Source organism: Hungatella hominis, from assembly GCF_014288005.1.
Lineage (GTDB): Bacteria > Bacillota > Clostridia > Lachnospirales > Lachnospiraceae > Hungatella > Hungatella effluvii.
On the sequence record NZ_JACOPB010000019.1, the window covers coordinates 109,863 to 125,612 of the forward strand.

At 48.7% G+C, this 15,750-nt stretch carries 12 protein-coding genes; 9 read left to right on the forward strand and 3 right to left on the reverse strand.

Annotated features, from left to right (window positions below; all coding sequences use genetic code 11):
• Positions 1 to 124 precede the first annotated feature (124 nt).
• The 4 genes from H8S75_RS33175 to H8S75_RS26950 all read left to right on the forward strand — a co-directional run bounded on the left by H8S75_RS33175 (position 125) and on the right by H8S75_RS26950 (position 3,973).
• Positions 125 to 250 (forward strand): hypothetical protein, encoded by a 126-nt coding sequence (locus H8S75_RS33175; protein WP_279288731.1) that lies wholly within the window; start codon positions 125 to 127, stop codon positions 248 to 250.
• 249 nt (positions 251 to 499) lie between these two features.
• The gene (gene uxuA, locus H8S75_RS26940) at positions 500 to 1,564 is read left to right on the forward strand and encodes a mannonate dehydratase (RefSeq protein WP_187024166.1); all 1,065 of its coding nucleotides are present in this window, start codon (positions 500 to 502) and stop codon (positions 1,562 to 1,564) included.
• Positions 1,557 to 2,330, forward strand: a complete 774-nt coding sequence (locus H8S75_RS26945; RefSeq protein WP_243270484.1) for a GntR family transcriptional regulator — start codon at positions 1,557 to 1,559, stop codon at positions 2,328 to 2,330. The genes uxuA and H8S75_RS26945 overlap by 8 nt, the downstream gene beginning before the upstream one ends.
• A gap of 32 nt (positions 2,331 to 2,362) precedes the next feature.
• A complete protein-coding gene (locus H8S75_RS26950) occupies positions 2,363 to 3,973 on the forward strand; it encodes a mannitol dehydrogenase family protein (protein WP_187024167.1) in 1,611 nt (536 codons plus the stop codon).
• Positions 3,974 to 4,105: 132 nt separating this feature from the next.
• Here the strand turns inward: H8S75_RS26950 and H8S75_RS26955 are convergent, their stop codons facing one another.
• Together H8S75_RS26955 and H8S75_RS26960 are read right to left on the reverse strand one after the other, a co-directional pair.
• The gene (locus H8S75_RS26955) at positions 4,106 to 5,917 is read right to left on the reverse strand and encodes a sensor histidine kinase (protein ID WP_187024168.1); all 1,812 of its coding nucleotides are present in this window, start codon (positions 5,915 to 5,917) and stop codon (positions 4,106 to 4,108) included.
• A 2-nt stretch (positions 5,918 to 5,919) separates the two neighbouring features.
• Positions 5,920 to 7,527, reverse strand: coding sequence for a response regulator (locus H8S75_RS26960; protein ID WP_187024169.1), 1,608 nt, complete (start codon positions 7,525 to 7,527; stop codon positions 5,920 to 5,922).
• 231 nt (positions 7,528 to 7,758) lie between these two features.
• On the opposite strand from H8S75_RS26960, the gene H8S75_RS26965 reads away from it, so the two are divergent.
• The 4 genes from H8S75_RS26965 (at position 7,759) to H8S75_RS26980 (ending at position 13,576) form a co-directional block, all read left to right on the forward strand.
• On the forward strand, positions 7,759 to 9,201 hold the full coding sequence (locus H8S75_RS26965) for an ABC transporter substrate-binding protein (RefSeq protein WP_187024170.1): 1,443 nt from the start codon (positions 7,759 to 7,761) through the stop codon (positions 9,199 to 9,201).
• Between the two features lie 84 nt (positions 9,202 to 9,285).
• Positions 9,286 to 10,215 (forward strand): carbohydrate ABC transporter permease, encoded by a 930-nt coding sequence (locus H8S75_RS26970; RefSeq protein ID WP_187024171.1) that lies wholly within the window; start codon positions 9,286 to 9,288, stop codon positions 10,213 to 10,215.
• Between the two features lie 14 nt (positions 10,216 to 10,229).
• A complete protein-coding gene (locus tag H8S75_RS26975; RefSeq protein ID WP_187024172.1) occupies positions 10,230 to 11,105 on the forward strand; it encodes a carbohydrate ABC transporter permease in 876 nt (291 codons plus the stop codon).
• A 38-nt stretch (positions 11,106 to 11,143) separates the two neighbouring features.
• Positions 11,144 to 13,576, forward strand: coding sequence for a hypothetical protein (locus H8S75_RS26980; RefSeq protein WP_187024173.1), 2,433 nt, complete (start codon positions 11,144 to 11,146; stop codon positions 13,574 to 13,576).
• Between the two features lie 142 nt (positions 13,577 to 13,718).
• Here H8S75_RS26980 and thyA read toward each other — a convergent pair whose 3' ends face one another.
• A complete protein-coding gene (gene thyA, locus H8S75_RS26985; RefSeq protein WP_187024174.1) occupies positions 13,719 to 14,549 on the reverse strand; it encodes a thymidylate synthase in 831 nt (276 codons plus the stop codon).
• Between the two features lie 392 nt (positions 14,550 to 14,941).
• Here thyA and H8S75_RS26990 point away from each other — a divergent pair, with 392 nt between their 5' ends.
• Entirely contained in the window at positions 14,942 to 15,577 is a 636-nt protein-coding gene (locus tag H8S75_RS26990) for a hypothetical protein (protein ID WP_187024175.1), read from the forward strand.
• Positions 15,578 to 15,750: the final 173 nt, after the last annotated feature.

Below are 15,750 nucleotides of genomic sequence, written 5' to 3' on the forward strand. Positions count from 1 at the left end.
GATTGGACTGATGGATATTTCTTAACTAAAGGCCCCGGAACTGATCCAGTGGATCTATGATAAAGTAATACTGCCGGAGAATCTGCTTTTTATCAGCCATTTTAAGGGGCTGTTTGGATTTTTGGTGATGGTGATCAGTTGTCTGCCGGCACTGGCATTCATGGGGATCACAGGTATGGTGATGTCGAAGATTGCGGATAAACAGCAGGAGTCTGATAGAAGGCGGGAAAATGTGCATGGCAGACGGTAAATGCCGTGAGAGATAAGCAGCCCGTCTCCCGCATTGAGCGGCTTTTGCAGTAAAACGTATAAAATTCCTGAAAAACAAGCTTCTATACATATCCGGCGGGCAATTGGCGAAAGCTATTTAGACATATTTCATAAAAAAACAGATGGAATTCCGTTATAAATCCTCTGTACAAACTGATATATTAGTACTAATATATTAGCATAGTGGAAGCTGTAAACCAATCTTATTTATCATCAGGAGGAAAATCATATGAATATGTCACTTCGCTGGTATGGACCAGGCTATGACACCGTAACTCTGGAACAGATCCGTCAGATTCCGGGCGTGAGAGGCGTCATAACGACACTCTACGGAACGCAGCCGGGAGAGGTCTGGGAAAGGGAAGAGATCAGAAGCTTAAAGAAGACCGTCGAGGATGCGGGACTTTCCATTCTTGGAATCGAATCGGTCAACGTCCATGACGACATCAAGACAGGGGCAAAGGACAGAGACCGCTATATTGACAACTACATCACGACGCTGGAACGCCTGGGCGAGGAAGACATTCATATGGTGTGTTATAACTTTATGCCTGTGTTTGACTGGACCCGTTCCGAGCTGGCCAGAAAGAGGGCGGACGGCTCTACGGTTCTCGCTTACAATCAGGATATCATCGACAAGATTGACCCGGAGCATATGAGGGAATCCATCGAAGCCATGTCAGCCGGTTATGTCATGCCGGGATGGGAACCGGAGCGTATGGGCAGGCTGGCAGATTTATTTGCGATGTACCGGGAGGTCGATGAGGAGAAGCTGTTCTCCAATCTCGTTTATTTCCTGGAAGCCATCGGGCCGGTCTGCGAGAAATACGACATCCGCATGGGAATCCATCCGGACGATCCGGCGTGGCCGATATTTGGACTTCCGAGAATCATTACGGATAAGGCTCACATTGAAAAATTCTTAAAGGCAGTTGATAAGCCGTACAACGGTCTGACGCTCTGCACCGGATCCCTGGGTTCCAATCAGAACAATGATATTCCGGGCATCATCGAGGCAGCAAAGGGAAGAATAGCCTTTGCCCATGTCAGGAACTTAAAATACAATTCCGACCGGGACTTCGAGGAGGCCGCGCATCTATCTTTCGACGGCTCCATGGATATGTATAAAATCATGAAGACGCTTTACGACACCGGCTTTGACGGCTGTATACGTCCGGATCACGGCCGTGCCATCTGGGGCGAGGATGCGATGCCTGGCTACGGCCTGTACGACCGTGCATTGGGCGCGATGTATTTACAGGGCTTATGGGAAGCGATCAGGAAGAATGGGTAGCCGGGAAGACCTCATGTATGACGTGCTCAGAACGGATATCCTGGATTTGAAGCTGAGACCCGGCCTGGTTTTCAGCATAAAAGACGTCTGTGATGCGTACGGGACGGGGCGAACCCCGGTCAGGGAAGCGCTGATCCGGCTTTCCAAGGAGGACCTCATCACATTTCTGCCGCAGAAGGGAACGATGGTATCGAAGATCGATTTCCAGAGGGCCGACAATGAACGCTTTCTGAGAAGCTGTGTGGAAGAACAGGTAATGCTGGAATTCATGGCTTTGAATGACCATGACCGGGCTTCGGAGGCTGCCGCGGCCTTAAAGGCGTCTCTGGACCGGCAGGAAATAATCGTGAAGGACAGGGACTGCCGCGGATTTCTGGAGGAGGATATCGTGTTTCACTCCGTATTTTACCAGGCAGTAAACCGGGATACCTGCGCTCACATCATCCATGCGAACTCAGGCGATTACCGTCGTATCCGGCTGCTTTCCCTGACGGAGACCGGAATCAGCGACGGAGTGGTGCAGCAGCACAAAGAGCTGATGGAGGCCGTTCTGGAGCGTGACGAAGAACGGATGCACCGGCAGCTGGCCCTTCATTTAAATAAAATGGTGAACGAGGAGCGGTTCCTGGTAGAGAAATACGCAGAGCTGTTTACCAGCGGCGAGGTGGAGGAAAAACGGAAGAATGACGGCTTTGCCGAGGATTTTCTGGTCAGCACTGCATTGCGTGAGGGGGAAACACCCCGCCGCAGGCAACGGGGGATTTAACCCTTGCGGGAATAAATGAGAGAGGTGTAAAGATGAATTTAACAGATACAGGATTACAGGAAAGACAGGCATGGGAGAAGGCGGGGATTGAGATTCCTTCCTATGACAGGGCGGCAATGGTTAAAAAGACAAAGGAGGCGCCGGGCTGGGTACATTTCGGCGCGGGTAATATCTTCCGCGGCTTCATTGCGGGTCTTCAGGATATGCTTCTGGAGGAAGGTCTTGCCGACACGGGGATCATTGCGGCAGAAACCTTTGATTTTGACATCATGGACAAGATCTATGAGCCGTTCGACGATCTGGCTCTTTTAATTACCTTAAAGGCGGACGGGAGCACGGAGAAGAAGGTGATCGCCTCAATCGCGGAAGGCGTGAAGGCGGATTCTGCTGATGCACAGGAATGGGAACGCCTGCGCACCATCTTTATAAGCCCATCTCTTCAGATGGTATCCTTTACCATCACGGAAAAGGGCTATGCACTGAAGGGGGCGGATGGGGCGTATTTCCCATTCGTTCAGAGCGATATCGACAATGGACCGGAGCATCCGGCCGGCGCCATGGCTGTCGTCTGCTCCCTTTTACTGGAACGGTACAGACAGGGCGCCGCGCCGCTGGCCGTTGTCAGTATGGACAACTGCTCCCATAACGGAGAGAAGCTTCAAAATTCCATTCTCACCATGGCGGAGGAATGGAAGAAAAAAGGCTTTGCGGACGATGGTTTCCTGGAATATTTAAAGAACGAAGAAAAGATAGCGTTCCCCTGGTCCATGATCGATAAAATTACGCCAAGACCAAGCGTTTCCCTGGCAGAGCAGCTGGAGGCCGACGGAGTCGCCGCCATGCAGCCGGTGATCACGTCTAAGAGGACGTATATCGCACCGTTTGTCAATGCGGAGGGGCCGCAGTATCTGGTGATTGAGGATAAGTTCCCGGCAGGAAGGCCAGCGCTTGAAAAAGCGGGAGTCTATATGACAGACAGAGATACGGTAAACAGGGTGGAGCGCATGAAGGTAACCACCTGCTTAAATCCGCTGCACACGGCGCTGGCTGTATACGGCTGTATTCTCGGTTACACCTCGATCGCGGAGGAGATGAAGGATCCCGAGCTCAAGGCGCTGGTGGAGAAAATCGGTTTGACAGAAGGTATGCCGGTGGTGACCGATCCGAAGATTCTTTCCCCGGAGGCTTTTGTGAACGAAGTCATCTATGACAGGCTTCCGAATCCATTTATCCCGGACGCGCCGCAGAGAATCGCAAGTGACACCTCCCAGAAGGTGGGAATCCGGTACGGCGAGACGATCAAATCGTATGTGGAACGGTACGGCGACGCTAAGAAGCTGACCTTTATTCCGCTGGCGATAGCCGGATGGTGCCGTTATCTGCTGGCTGTAGATGATGAGCTGAACCCGTTTGAGCTCTCGGCTGATCCGATGGTTCCGGAACTGAAAGGCTGGCTGCATGGCGTTGAGGCGGGAAAGCCGGAGACGTATGCAGGGCAGCTGAAGCCGATTCTTTCCAATGAGAATATTTTTGGTGTTAATTTGTATGACGCCGGGATTGGCAGCCTGACAGAAGCGATGTTCCTGGAGGAAATAGCCGGAGCCGGTGCGGTGAGAGAGACACTTAGAAAATATCTGAATTAAATATTGAATAAAATGAATGGACAGAGCGGTTCCGAACTTTTGCAATATTTACAGCGTTTCACACGATCTTAGAATCAGGAACAGACTTCTATATCCCCCCGGTCTCGACAGACCAGGGGGGATTTTTGTGCATTAGGGTGAGTTTGAAAATTCATTCCTGTCATACGGAATGGTAACGATGACGCTGTTCTTCAAATACGGAATACTGACAAAGGAAATATTGGCTTCTGTGCCGTAGCACGCCATGAGTCTGCGATAAATATTGTTCAGACCAAAGTGATCTCTGCCTTCCGGCTGTTCCTCGGTCAGACAGGCTGTGGCCCTGGGGATATCAATCCCTTTCCCGTTGTCGGACACCTCGATGACCATGTGGGTGTGAGTCTGATCTAAGGTGATGGATATTGTGATCTGCGGTGCAACGGGCCATGTCTCCAGACTCATGTTTCCAAAGCCGTGCTTTAAGCAGTTCTCAGCAAGCGGCTGAAGAAGTACCTTCATAATTTTGCAGTTTTTCAGATGCGAATCGATATGACAGGTAAAATGAACGCCCTCTCTGGAATGACGGTTCATGATCTCCATATAGGAGGTAACGTGTTCTGCCTCCTTTTCGACAGAGATGAAGGTTTGTCCCACACTTAACGTGATCCGCAGATAGCGTCCCAGGCTTTCCAGCATACTTCCCGCCGTATCGGAGTGTCCGTTTAATATTTGAAAATGAATACATTCCAGTGTATTATACAGAAAGTGCGGATTGATCTGTTCCGACATCATCTGAATCTCCGCCCTGGCTTTTTTCTGTTCCTCTTCTTTAATCTGCAGTAACTGGAGCTGAATCGTATCATACATCTGGTTCAATTGTATTCCCAGCAGGCTGATCTCATCAGCGCGGGGAAATACGACCTTTGTCTGGTAGGAACGGCGGTTGATTTGAGCAATAATATCTCCCAGCGTTTTAATATCCCTTGTCAGGAAATGGGACAGGCCGAAGGCCAGCAGGGCTGCTGCGGCAGAACAGAACAGCCATACCATAAAAAAGAAAGAACGGAATTCCTGAATATCGCCGGTGAGTGCGGATTTTCTGCTGATATGGACTACCTTAAGATCACAAAAACGGATAGCAGCCGTTGAAACCACCAGCTCGTCCCGGTCTGTGGCCAGATGCTCTCCGCGGAGATTATCCGTCTGTGCTACCAATGCTTCCAGACTGGTCCCAAAGGCATCGGGATACATCTCTTCCTGTATATCCAGGGGAATTCCATTGGAGTCGGCCAGATACATGCAGTAAGTATAGCCGTTTGACATCTGGTCAAAGTATGACCGGATCTGTCCCGTATCCATCAAAATAATGACCCGCGCCTTATATTTGCCTTCTGTATCGCGATATGCAAAGGTGCCGGTTCCCCTGCTGTAGGAGACCGGATAGGAGACGGGGATAGCGCCTCCCTGTCGGAACAGTAAATTCTGACGGGTTGGAAATACGGTAATAAGAGGATATTCCCAGATGTTTTCTGTAAAAAGCGTTTCAAAGCTGCCGCCGAATCCGAGAGAATAGGGACTGAAGAGAAAGCCATTTTCTCCGCAGATCAGAATGTTGTTGACCTGGGCATGGTTTTGGAAGAAGGAAGCCATCTCATCGGAAGCCGCCTGATAATAACCGGAGTAACCGTCAAAGCTGTTATTGGCAATATCGGCAATCATATCGGGAAACGGCTTTCTTACCAGAAGATTGTTCGTAGCGGCGGAGAGGGACTGAAACTGGGAGGAAAGTACGGCGCCGGCAGTTTCCACCGATTGTTCTGCTTTTTTCAGAACCTCCCTGGTGTTTCGCTTGTAAAAATAGGAGTAGGACAGCTGACTGATCAGCAGCAGGGCTGCCGTGGTGATGGCGATCATGCCGATCAGCAGTTTGTACCGAAATTTTAGATTAGAAAACCAGTTTCTCATAGTCAGCGCCTTCCTTCTCCGGTATACTGCTTCTGATAATCGGAAGGCGTCAGGCCGGTACGTGTTTTAAATGCGCGGCTGAAAGACCGGTAATCCTCGTATCCGAGAAGGATTGCCACATCGCCTGCTGTAATATCAGGGTGTTTTAACTGTTCCTGGGCGTAGCTGATTTTTAAATCCAGCAGATAATCACGGAAATTTAAAGAGGTCTTATTTTTAAAATACGTGCTGAAGTAGCTTTTGCTTAATCCCAGATAACTGCAGACCTCCTCCGTATGCGGATTCTTAAGCAGATTGGCATGGAGGTAGGCGATGGCCTTTTCAATCAGAGGCTCGTTCTTGGTGGCCCGGCTGACGGCGAGTTCGTTGGCAAAACCGTTTAAAATCTCACACATCCAGCTTCTGACCTCTTCTAGGGAAGAGAGATTTGACAGCGCGGCATAGGAGTTGCCGGTAAAGCTGATCGGGGGGGCGCCCAGATAATCAGCCAGCTGGCTTTGAATTGTAATGATGATATAATTGCACATACTGTAGAGATAAGAGGGCGGCGGAAGCGGGGCGGTGATAAGGCTGTCAAAATAAGAGGTAAACTGCAGCCGGATGTCCTTCAGATCATTTCTTAAAACTGCCTGAAGGATATCATCGCCGGGCATGATGACCGGCGGCGGAAGGCAGTTTGTCACTTCCGGTTCTATGACAAGACCGGCTTCCGGATAGATATGCCATGTGATGGCCTGTCGGGCATTCTGGTACGAGGCGGGAATTTCGGACAGTGATGGTACCGGTTTTCCGATGGCAGCCGCCAGATTATCCCCTCGCCAGGAGGCCAGGCAGCGGTTCAGCAGTTTTGAAAGAGACTCCTGCGTGTGATGATGAAAAGGCAGATTGACAACGAGAATCAGTCCATCCGGTGGATATTCGGAGATGAGAACGGGACTGTCAGCCAGTTCATTCTCCAGGATTTTCTTTAATGCAACGAGACTTTGATTCAGCTCCACATTCTCATCCGGATCGAAGCGGGTTCGGAACGTCTGGATCAGTACCACGCAGGATTGTGTGTTCCGGATGAGCAGTCCGTATTTGGAAGAAATACTTCCCAGCTCTTCCTCTGCCAGCTCCCCTCTTAACAGCTGGGGAATCAGGTTCTGCCTGTGAAGCGATACTTCGGCTTTCCTCAATTTGTGAAGTGTTGACAATTGATCGGTATGAAGATTTCTTTTATCCACAATAGATTCTTTCAGCTTACAGATCAGATTGGTCAGTTCCTTTATGGAGATCGGTTTCAGAAGATAATCTTCAATGCCGTACCGGATGGCAGTTCTTGCGTACTCAAAATCATCGTAACCGCTTAAGATAATGAAGGAGCACTCAAACTGTTCCTCCCTGGCCCGGCGGACAAGCTCCAGTCCATTCATTCCAGGCATCTGAATGTCGGTAATTACAATATTCGGTTCATAATAACGTATCTTGTCAAGCGCCTCTGCACCGCTTGCAGCTGTCCCGATGACAGTGACAGAATAATCTTCCCAGGGAATGATGCTGCGAAGTCCGGTACGGATCTCGGCCTCGTCATCCACGATGAGAAGGGTGATAGCTGATATCGAATTCATAGGATTCTCCTCAAAACAAGGTTAAAATTTTAAAGCAAGGCCATTATAGCATTGTGAATAATGGAAAGCAATAAATTGGCGTGAGATTTGTACAGTTCGAAAAAAATGCCGCATAGACAGTAAAAAATGCCATGTGAGTTATGGAAAATATGCAGTAATATGTGAGCACAGACAAACAAAAACAGTACAAAACGAACAGATCACAAAGCAAACGGAAAGGGAGTAAAAACTATGAGAAAAGGAAAGAAGATAGCGGCGCTGAGTCTGGCGGGATTAATGGCTGTTTCAGCTCTTACGGCATGCTCACAGGGGGAAACGAAAGAGAATACAGCAGATCTTACATCTGGAGCCTTGGCGGCAGAGGGGACCGGGGCAAATGAGGCAGGAAGCAGTGCGGCTTCGGGAGACCGAGTTAAGATTACTGTATGGACAGAGAACCGCCATGACCTGGATTATATGAATAAGATAGTCGAGGAGTTCAACAACACGAATGACCATATTGAGATTGAGTATGTGGTGCAGACGGAAAACTACGTGAATTTACTGAGTATGGCTGCCAATTCCGGGCAGTCACCCGATATATTTACTCAGGTGAACATCACGGATTTTAAGAATTTCGTGGATAACGGAATCGTACAGCCCATCAATGATTTTATAACCGATGAATTCAGAACAATTAATGAAGTAGATGACCACTTATACGAAGGGGCCAATGTGATGGGAGATGAGATCTACTGGGTTCCATGCGGGAAGAGAAGCGGTTCCAGATTTATTTACAACAAGGAAATATTTGACGGGCTGGGTCTGGAAATTCCCAAATCTATCGGCGAGCTTCCTGAACTGGTTAAGAAGATCACAGAGGCGGGAAACGGAGAGTACTATGGAATCATATTCGCCGGTATGAGCGGTCCGTTTGAGCGCTGGCTGGAACACTCTGCGGAGATGAGCGGTGTCACACCCTACGACTATAAGACGGGGACCTTTGATTTTACAGGCTTTAAGCCATGGCTGGAAGTGACCCGCCAGATGTTTGAGGATAACAGTGTCTTCCCCGGATCGGCCTCCATGAAGATTGATCCGGCCCGTGTACAGTTCTCCGAGGGGCATGCGGCAATCCACGCAAATGCTTCCCAGGAAGCAACCGTGCTGACGGAGCAGTTTCCGGCACAGATTGAATGGGCGGTAGCAGACCTTCCCACATTAAACGGCAGGATCGAAGGCTGCGAATACGCCAACCCCAATACTGGCTGGCTGATGAGCGCGTTTACGGAGCATCCGCAGGAGGCTTGGGAGGTGATCGAATACTTTGGATCAGAGGAAGTTTTAAAGGGATACTTTGAGAACGGCTATTCTCTTCCGATTTCTCAGTATATGGACGAAAAAATCGATAAATCCAAGATCGGCCGCATGGCAGACTTTACCGGCGCAGATTATGAAGCGGTACTTCCGGTAGCACCGTCGGTAACACCGGAGGGAGAGAATTACCGCGATGCGTTGTGGAATGCTTGTCTGCAGGGCGGTCCAGACATCGATGAGACGATTGATAATTTAAATAAGACGTATAACGCTGCTCTCGATAAAGAAGTAAAGATGGGTAAGACAAAACGGCTCGTGATTAAGGATTACGATCCTCTTCATCCGGGAGACGGAACCATAGAGTATCTGGACAATTAATAAAAACTCAGTAAATTGAAAGGAACCGGCTGCTGCAAATAGACTGTTGCAGCAGCCGGTTTCCATTTGAAAGGAGTAAAGGTTATGAATACGAAAAAATCATTGGGGCAGCGGATGAAAAAGAGCTGGCAAAAAGGTGACATTACCATGTGGATTATGCTGCTTCCGACCATCTTTTTTATTCTGGTCATGTCCGTGTATCCATTTCTCTGGCTGATCCGGTACGTGTTTTATGATTATAACGGATTCAAGGCATATTTTGTCGGCCTGGACAATTTTAAACGGGTGCTTACGGATAAGATATACTGGAACAGCGTCCTGCATACTTTTGAATACGCGGTTATGAAGCTGCTGTTTGTGATTCCCCTGTCCCTGGTGACCGCCGTTTTGCTTCAGAGAAAGCGGTTTGGGAGCGGGTTGTTTCAGGGAATATTTTTCCTGCCGACGGTCATCAGTTCTGCGGTATACAGCCTGATCTGGTACTTCATATTTGCCACCTACAATGGGGTGCTAAACGGTTATCTTCAGGCAGCGGGTGTTATCGGTGCCCCTGTTGACTGGCTCGGAAGTTCCAGGACCGCCATGGCAGCGGTGGTTATCGTGGCTATCTGGGGGGCTTTCGGCAACTATATGATACTGTTGATCTCGGGATTGACCGGAATTCCTGCGGATGTCTATGAGAGTGCCCAGATCGATGGGGCAAATGGAGTGCAGACCTTCTTCCGTATCACGCTTCCCATGCTGGGGCCCGTGCTGAAGGTGGTTATTATGCTGGCCATCACCACGGCATTTAAGGATTACCAGTCCATTCTGGTACTCACAGGCGGCGGTCCCAATAACCGTACCCACGTGATGTTCTCTTACATATTTGAAATGGTATTCGGGACTTCCGGCAAGGCCTCTCAGCTCCAGATCGGCTATGGTTCTGTTTTAAGTATCATTTCTGCCGTGATCGTGGGCCTCATCACGATTGTTTACTTGAAATTCAGCAAAAAGATGGATGAAATATCATAGAGGGGGGAGCGGTGATGGCAAGAGAAAAAACAATTCATGCAGTGGAATCCAAAAAGACGAAGATGATCAATGCGGTGATTTTCATTCTGTTGTTGATTCTGGCCGTTTTGACGGTCTATCCGGTGGTTTATATTATTCTTGGATCTTTTAAGACAAACAGTGAGCTTGTAAGCGGCGGGTTAAATATTCTTCCTGAGAAATTCGTTCTTGATAACTACATTCAGGCGTGGAACATGGGGAATTTTTCCCGGTATACCGTAAACAGCCTCGTATTGAGCTTCGGTGTCATGTTCGTCTCTCTGGCAGTCAGCAGTATGGCGGGATACGTATTTTCAAGGCGGGATTTTCGTTTCAAAAGCCTGATCTACAATGCGATGGTCATGTTTATGTTTATTAATGTGGGCAGTGCTTCCCTGCGTCCGCTGTTTGAACTGGCAGTTAAGCTGAATATGAATAAATCCATGCTTTCCATAATCCTGATTTCGGCAGGAGGTGGTCAGGCCACCTATGTGTTCCTGATTCATGGTTTTATGAACAGCGTGCCGAAGGAGCTGGACGAAGCGGCCAAGATGGACGGCTGCAGCTTCTTCGGTATCTACAGCCGGGTTATTCTTCCGATATTAAAGCCGGCGCTGGCCAGCGTTGCGCTGCTGTCCTTCCGCGGAGGCTGGAATGAATATATTCTGCCCTTGATTTTTACCATGACCAATGAAAAACTGCGGCCTTTGACGGTAGGTGTCGTAGCTCTTCAGAATGCAGGAGACGGCGCGGCGGCATGGAACATTCTGTTTGCCGGATCTGCCATAGCGGTGATACCGATCATTCTGGTATATCTGTTTGCCAGCAGACAGTTTATGGGCGGCATGACCGCCGGAGCGGTGAAGGGATAAGCTAGTACAGCGTTGGAGAGGAAAAGAGGAGAGAAAACATGAAATATCAGTTAAATGAATACGGCTTTATTACAAATTATCTGGTGAGCGGGAGAAAAGAGACGGACTTCTCAAGCAGTGCGGCGGATAAAAACCAGCTTGCCTGTGAAAAAATGATGCGGTCCGAGGCAGCGGATCACGATCCGGTTATGCCGGCTGGTCCCGTCGTTCTGGGGGCTTTGAGCGCCCTGGGACTGCCCTGGGAGTACGAGTACACGTATGGAAGCTGGTTTGTGGACCGGTCTTCCTTCTATCCGCTGCTGACCAGGGTGGAGCTTCACGCTGCTACGATACTGAATGCCCGGGAGGACATGGAGGCGGAGGTCTGGCTCTGGAGCTACGCTGCGGTGGATCTCTGGGTGAATGGGGGGTTTGTGGGGGGGATTGAGACTCCCGTATATAAACCCATCAGCCGGAAGATCATGAAGCTGCCTTTAAAAAAGGGGGACAATACCATCTATATAAGGCTGGTGAACTTAGGCGTCCGGGACACGAGAACCCTGTTTGGAATCCAGATTCCCGGGCAGGAAAGGGAAATGCTTTCAGTGATGCTGCCGGATGCAGAGAAGGCCGCGCTCTGTTCGAAAGCAGCAGACTGGCTGTCAGGAATCATGATCAGAGAAAAAACAATGGTATTTCCCGCTCCGGCGCCGGAAGGAAGCCGCCTGATCTACGATGCCAGGCCGGTGGATTTTACGGAGTACCGTAACCGTTATACCGGGATAACGCTGAGGGGAGAGACAGAGCTGGCTCTGGCACCGGATAAGCCCTATCTGAAGGTTGTGGTCACCGTATCAGGCCAGACCCTGTCAAGAAGCTTTGAACGACAGGAACTGCTGACCATTCAAAAGGGAGAAACCATAGACCCGGAAGAGAACAAAAGGCGCGTCTTTGAGAGAATTGCCGGTGTGAAACAGATTCCAAGAGGAGATTCGGAAAGCTTTTCCATGTATCCGATTCTGGCACGTTTCGCCTCAGGCAGAGTGGATCCGGAAGATGAGCGGGAGATATATAAGTCTTTTGACCAGATTGAAAGCAGACGGGATTGTTCGGACTTTCTTACCTGCGCCATGGTCCGTTTTATGAAGCTGTATCCCATGGATGAAGCCATGGCAGCACGGTGCAAAGAAGTCATGATAAACTACCGTTACTGGATGGATGAGGCGGGCAGTGACGGCATGTGCTTCTGGAGTGAGAATCATTCTCTGATGTTTTTTGTCAGCGCTTATGTGGCAGGTGACATTTATCCGGAGGAATTATTTATCCGTTCCGGAAAGACCGGACGGGAGATGAAAGAGACTGCGCGGCAGAGAATCCGTGACTGGATGGTTCAAACAGAAAGAGAGGGCTTCGATGAATTCCACAGCGGCGGCTACACCCCTATCACCTTTGCCGCTATTTTAAATGTGGTTGATTTCTGCGATGGGGAGTTGTCGGCTCTTGCATGGAAGGCGGCGGACCGGCTATTAAAGGATCTGGCAGTCCAGACCTTTCAGGGCGTCTCCATTTCACCTATGGGACGGGTATACCGGGAGGTGCTGTACCCGTATACGCAGGATATTCAGTGTCTGATCAATTTAATAGATCCGGAGGCGCCGGACCAGTTCAGTGAGTGGATCATTTTCCTGGCTACCAGTAAGTACCGGCTGCCGGAAGGACTTAAGGAGATGATGTACAGCCCGGCGTCTCTCGTCTATGAGGAGAGCAATGCCAGAATCTGTGTGGAAAAACAGGAGGATTACATGCTGACCTCCGTGGAATCTCCAAGACGCGACGGCAGGGTGCGGAAATGGAAAAATATAAGTGAACAGCCGGATGCCGATACCGGAAGCTTCTCGTATGTGAAATCATTAAATGAATGTTTTCACGGAACAACCCAGTTTGAGCCTGGTGTATACGGCTATCAGCAGCATATGTGGTATGCCGCTCTCGATCCCGCTGCGGTGGTGTTCGTAAACCATCCGGGGGGAAGCTGCGAAAGCTGTACCACAAGGCCGGGGTACTGGTTTGGCAACGGAATCATGCCGGCTTTAAAACAGGTAAAAGAGGTTCTCTGTGCAATTTACCGGATTCCGGAGACCCATCCGATTCCATTTACCCATGTATATTGGCCATCCTCCAGATTTTCATATGAAATAATAGAAGATACGTGGCTGGCCGGCAGCGCCGGCGGCGGATACGTGGCTCTTTGGTGCAGCGACCCGTTTACGGCTTATGATGACCTGATGTTTCACTGTGAATACAGGGTGAAAAGCAGGGATGCGGCTTACGTCTGTATCTGCGGAAGCCGGAAAGATTATGGAAGTCTGGAAGAATTTCTGCTGGCATGTAAAGAGAGGAAGCCTGCCTATGATAGAGAGAAGGGACGGTTAAGGGCAGGGAATGAGGAGATTACTTATAGAAAATATGAAAATATGACCCAGTATATTTAAAAACAGAAGATCAGTATTCAGATGCCTGCCGTTTTTTGCTGTACAGACACCGCAATACTGATCTTCTTCCTGTATACTTCTTTCTGGTATTCTTTTTCTGCGATTCTAGTACAGCATTCACTGGAACTTATGCAACGCTGTACTAGATGGCAACCGGAATCTTATCTGTAAACGTATGGTATTGATAATCCTCCAGCCGGAAATGGTCTTTCGTAAACTGATAGAAATCCTTAACCTCCCGGTCCATAAGGAACGTCGGCGCCTCATAGGGCACTTTTTCAATCATTTCCTTAACAATCGGCACATGTCTGTTGTAAATATGGGCGTCTGCGATGACATGGACCAGTTCTCCGGCCTCTAAGCCGCTGACCTGGGCGAACATGTGAAGCAGAACCGCGTACTGGGTGACATTCCAGTTGTTTGCGGTCAGCATGTCCTGGGAGCGCTGGTTTAAAATCCCATTCAGCACATTCCCGGATACGTTGAATGTCATGCTGTAGGCGCAGGGATAGAGATTCATCTCGTGAAGATCCTGATGATTATACAGGCTGGTAATGATCCGGCGGCTTAGTGGGTTGTGCTTCAGATCATAGAGAACCCGGTCCACCTGATCGAACTCGCCCTCTTTGTATTTATGCTTAATTCCCAGCTGGTAGCCGTACGCCTTTCCGATGCTTCCGTTCTCATCGGCCCAGGAGTCCCAGATATGGCTGTTTAAGTCGTGAATGTTGCTGGTTTTTTTCTGCCAGATCCAAAGCAGCTCACCGACTGCGGATTTAAACGCGGTCCGGCGGAGCGTCAGGATGGGAAACTCCTTTGACAGATCGTAACGGTTGATGATGCCGAATTTCTTTATGGTATGGGCGGGAGCGCCGTCCTCCCAGACCGGACGCACCTCGCTGTCCGTATCCCATACGCCGTCAGATAAGATTTCTCTGCAATTCTGTATGAATAAAGTATCTGCGTAACTCATGATATTCCTCCATGATCCTGTAAGTAATTCAGTAACCGGCGGCAGGGCGCGTATATTTAATCCGCCTGCGGCCGTTTCAATTATACCAGATAGCGCTCGATTCGAACAGGTATCTCCTGAAAATAATCAGAATCCTGTTTGTAACGTGTGATAATTTTCTCACGCACCGTTTTTCATATTGACATACCGGCTGTGATCGGGTAATATGAAAGAGTTCCGCAGGGAGTTCTTTCCTGTGCGAAAATGATTCTTAATCTCTTTGTGGTCTCCACGAAAAACTCCGTTATGTTGTATTGCGAAAGAGAACAAATAAGGAAGCTGGTGATGCGGTTGTAGTCGTATTTTGTTGAAGTTACCCATTGATTAAAGTATAATAGAAGAAAGGAAGAAATATGGGAGATATTGCATACCAGAATAAGGAGGTAACCGCTAAGGTTATGGCGGAGGCGCTTAAGGGAAAATCACTGGCTCCCTTTGGAATTCACCAGTTAAAAATCGTAGATATTCTGCCTACGAATTTACCGGTGATCGAAAGCAATGAGCTGCGGCTTGACAATTTATTTCTGCTGAGTGACGGCTCGATCGGGATCATGGATTATGAATCAGCCTATAATCAGGAAAATTTTGTGAAATACATAAATTATATTGCGAGAGTGATAAAGCGTTATGCAATAAACCATGAGCTGGATCGTATCAAACAGATAAAAATGATCGTTATCTACACGGCCGATGTGGACCATGCGGAAGCGCTTGCAGGTATTTTGACGTTTTCTGACAAGCTGATAGACGAAGCCTATAAAAGGCAGATCAAGGAGGAAATGCGGATGACACAGATTGGACAGATGCTGATTGATGAGGGCATGGAGAAAGGAATTGAAAAAGGAATGGAAAAAGGAATTCAGGCATTGATTGAGGATAACAGAGAAGGTGGTGTTTCAGATGAAAGAATCATCGAAAAGCTGCAGAAACGTTTTTCCATGGACAGAGGGAAAGCGGAATCGTATTTGGAGCGTTTTACACAGAAGTAGAACGGACCGTTGATTTACATGTAAAACCGGGGCTTGAGGGACCCGGTTTTATTTCTTTCTAGGAAACTTCGCAAATCGGCCAAGATAGTGTATAATGGACTTGAAATAAAAAATCACATAACAAAAGAGCGAATGTAGTGATTCGCCACGACGTTGATTATGTAGTTTTTTGT

What these genes read in the sequence shown, in the direction of transcription:
- uxuA (WP_187024166.1), top strand. Translation starts at nt 500, where the DNA reads ATGAATATGTCACTTCGCTGGTATGGACCAGGCTATGACACCGTAACT.
- H8S75_RS26945 (WP_243270484.1), top strand. Translation starts at nt 1,557, where the DNA reads ATGGGTAGCCGGGAAGACCTCATGTATGACGTGCTCAGAACGGATATC.
- H8S75_RS26950 (WP_187024167.1), top strand. Translation starts at nt 2,363, where the DNA reads ATGAATTTAACAGATACAGGATTACAGGAAAGACAGGCATGGGAGAAG.
- H8S75_RS26955 (WP_187024168.1), bottom strand. Translation starts at nt 5,917, where the DNA reads ATGAGAAACTGGTTTTCTAATCTAAAATTTCGGTACAAACTGCTGATC.
- H8S75_RS26960 (WP_187024169.1), bottom strand. Translation starts at nt 7,527, where the DNA reads ATGAATTCGATATCAGCTATCACCCTTCTCATCGTGGATGACGAGGCC.
- H8S75_RS26965 (WP_187024170.1), top strand. Translation starts at nt 7,759, where the DNA reads ATGAGAAAAGGAAAGAAGATAGCGGCGCTGAGTCTGGCGGGATTAATG.
- H8S75_RS26970 (WP_187024171.1), top strand. Translation starts at nt 9,286, where the DNA reads ATGAATACGAAAAAATCATTGGGGCAGCGGATGAAAAAGAGCTGGCAA.
- H8S75_RS26975 (WP_187024172.1), top strand. Translation starts at nt 10,230, where the DNA reads ATGGCAAGAGAAAAAACAATTCATGCAGTGGAATCCAAAAAGACGAAG.
- H8S75_RS26980 (WP_187024173.1), top strand. Translation starts at nt 11,144, where the DNA reads ATGAAATATCAGTTAAATGAATACGGCTTTATTACAAATTATCTGGTG.
- thyA (WP_187024174.1), bottom strand. Translation starts at nt 14,549, where the DNA reads ATGAGTTACGCAGATACTTTATTCATACAGAATTGCAGAGAAATCTTA.
- H8S75_RS26990 (WP_187024175.1), top strand. Translation starts at nt 14,942, where the DNA reads ATGGGAGATATTGCATACCAGAATAAGGAGGTAACCGCTAAGGTTATG.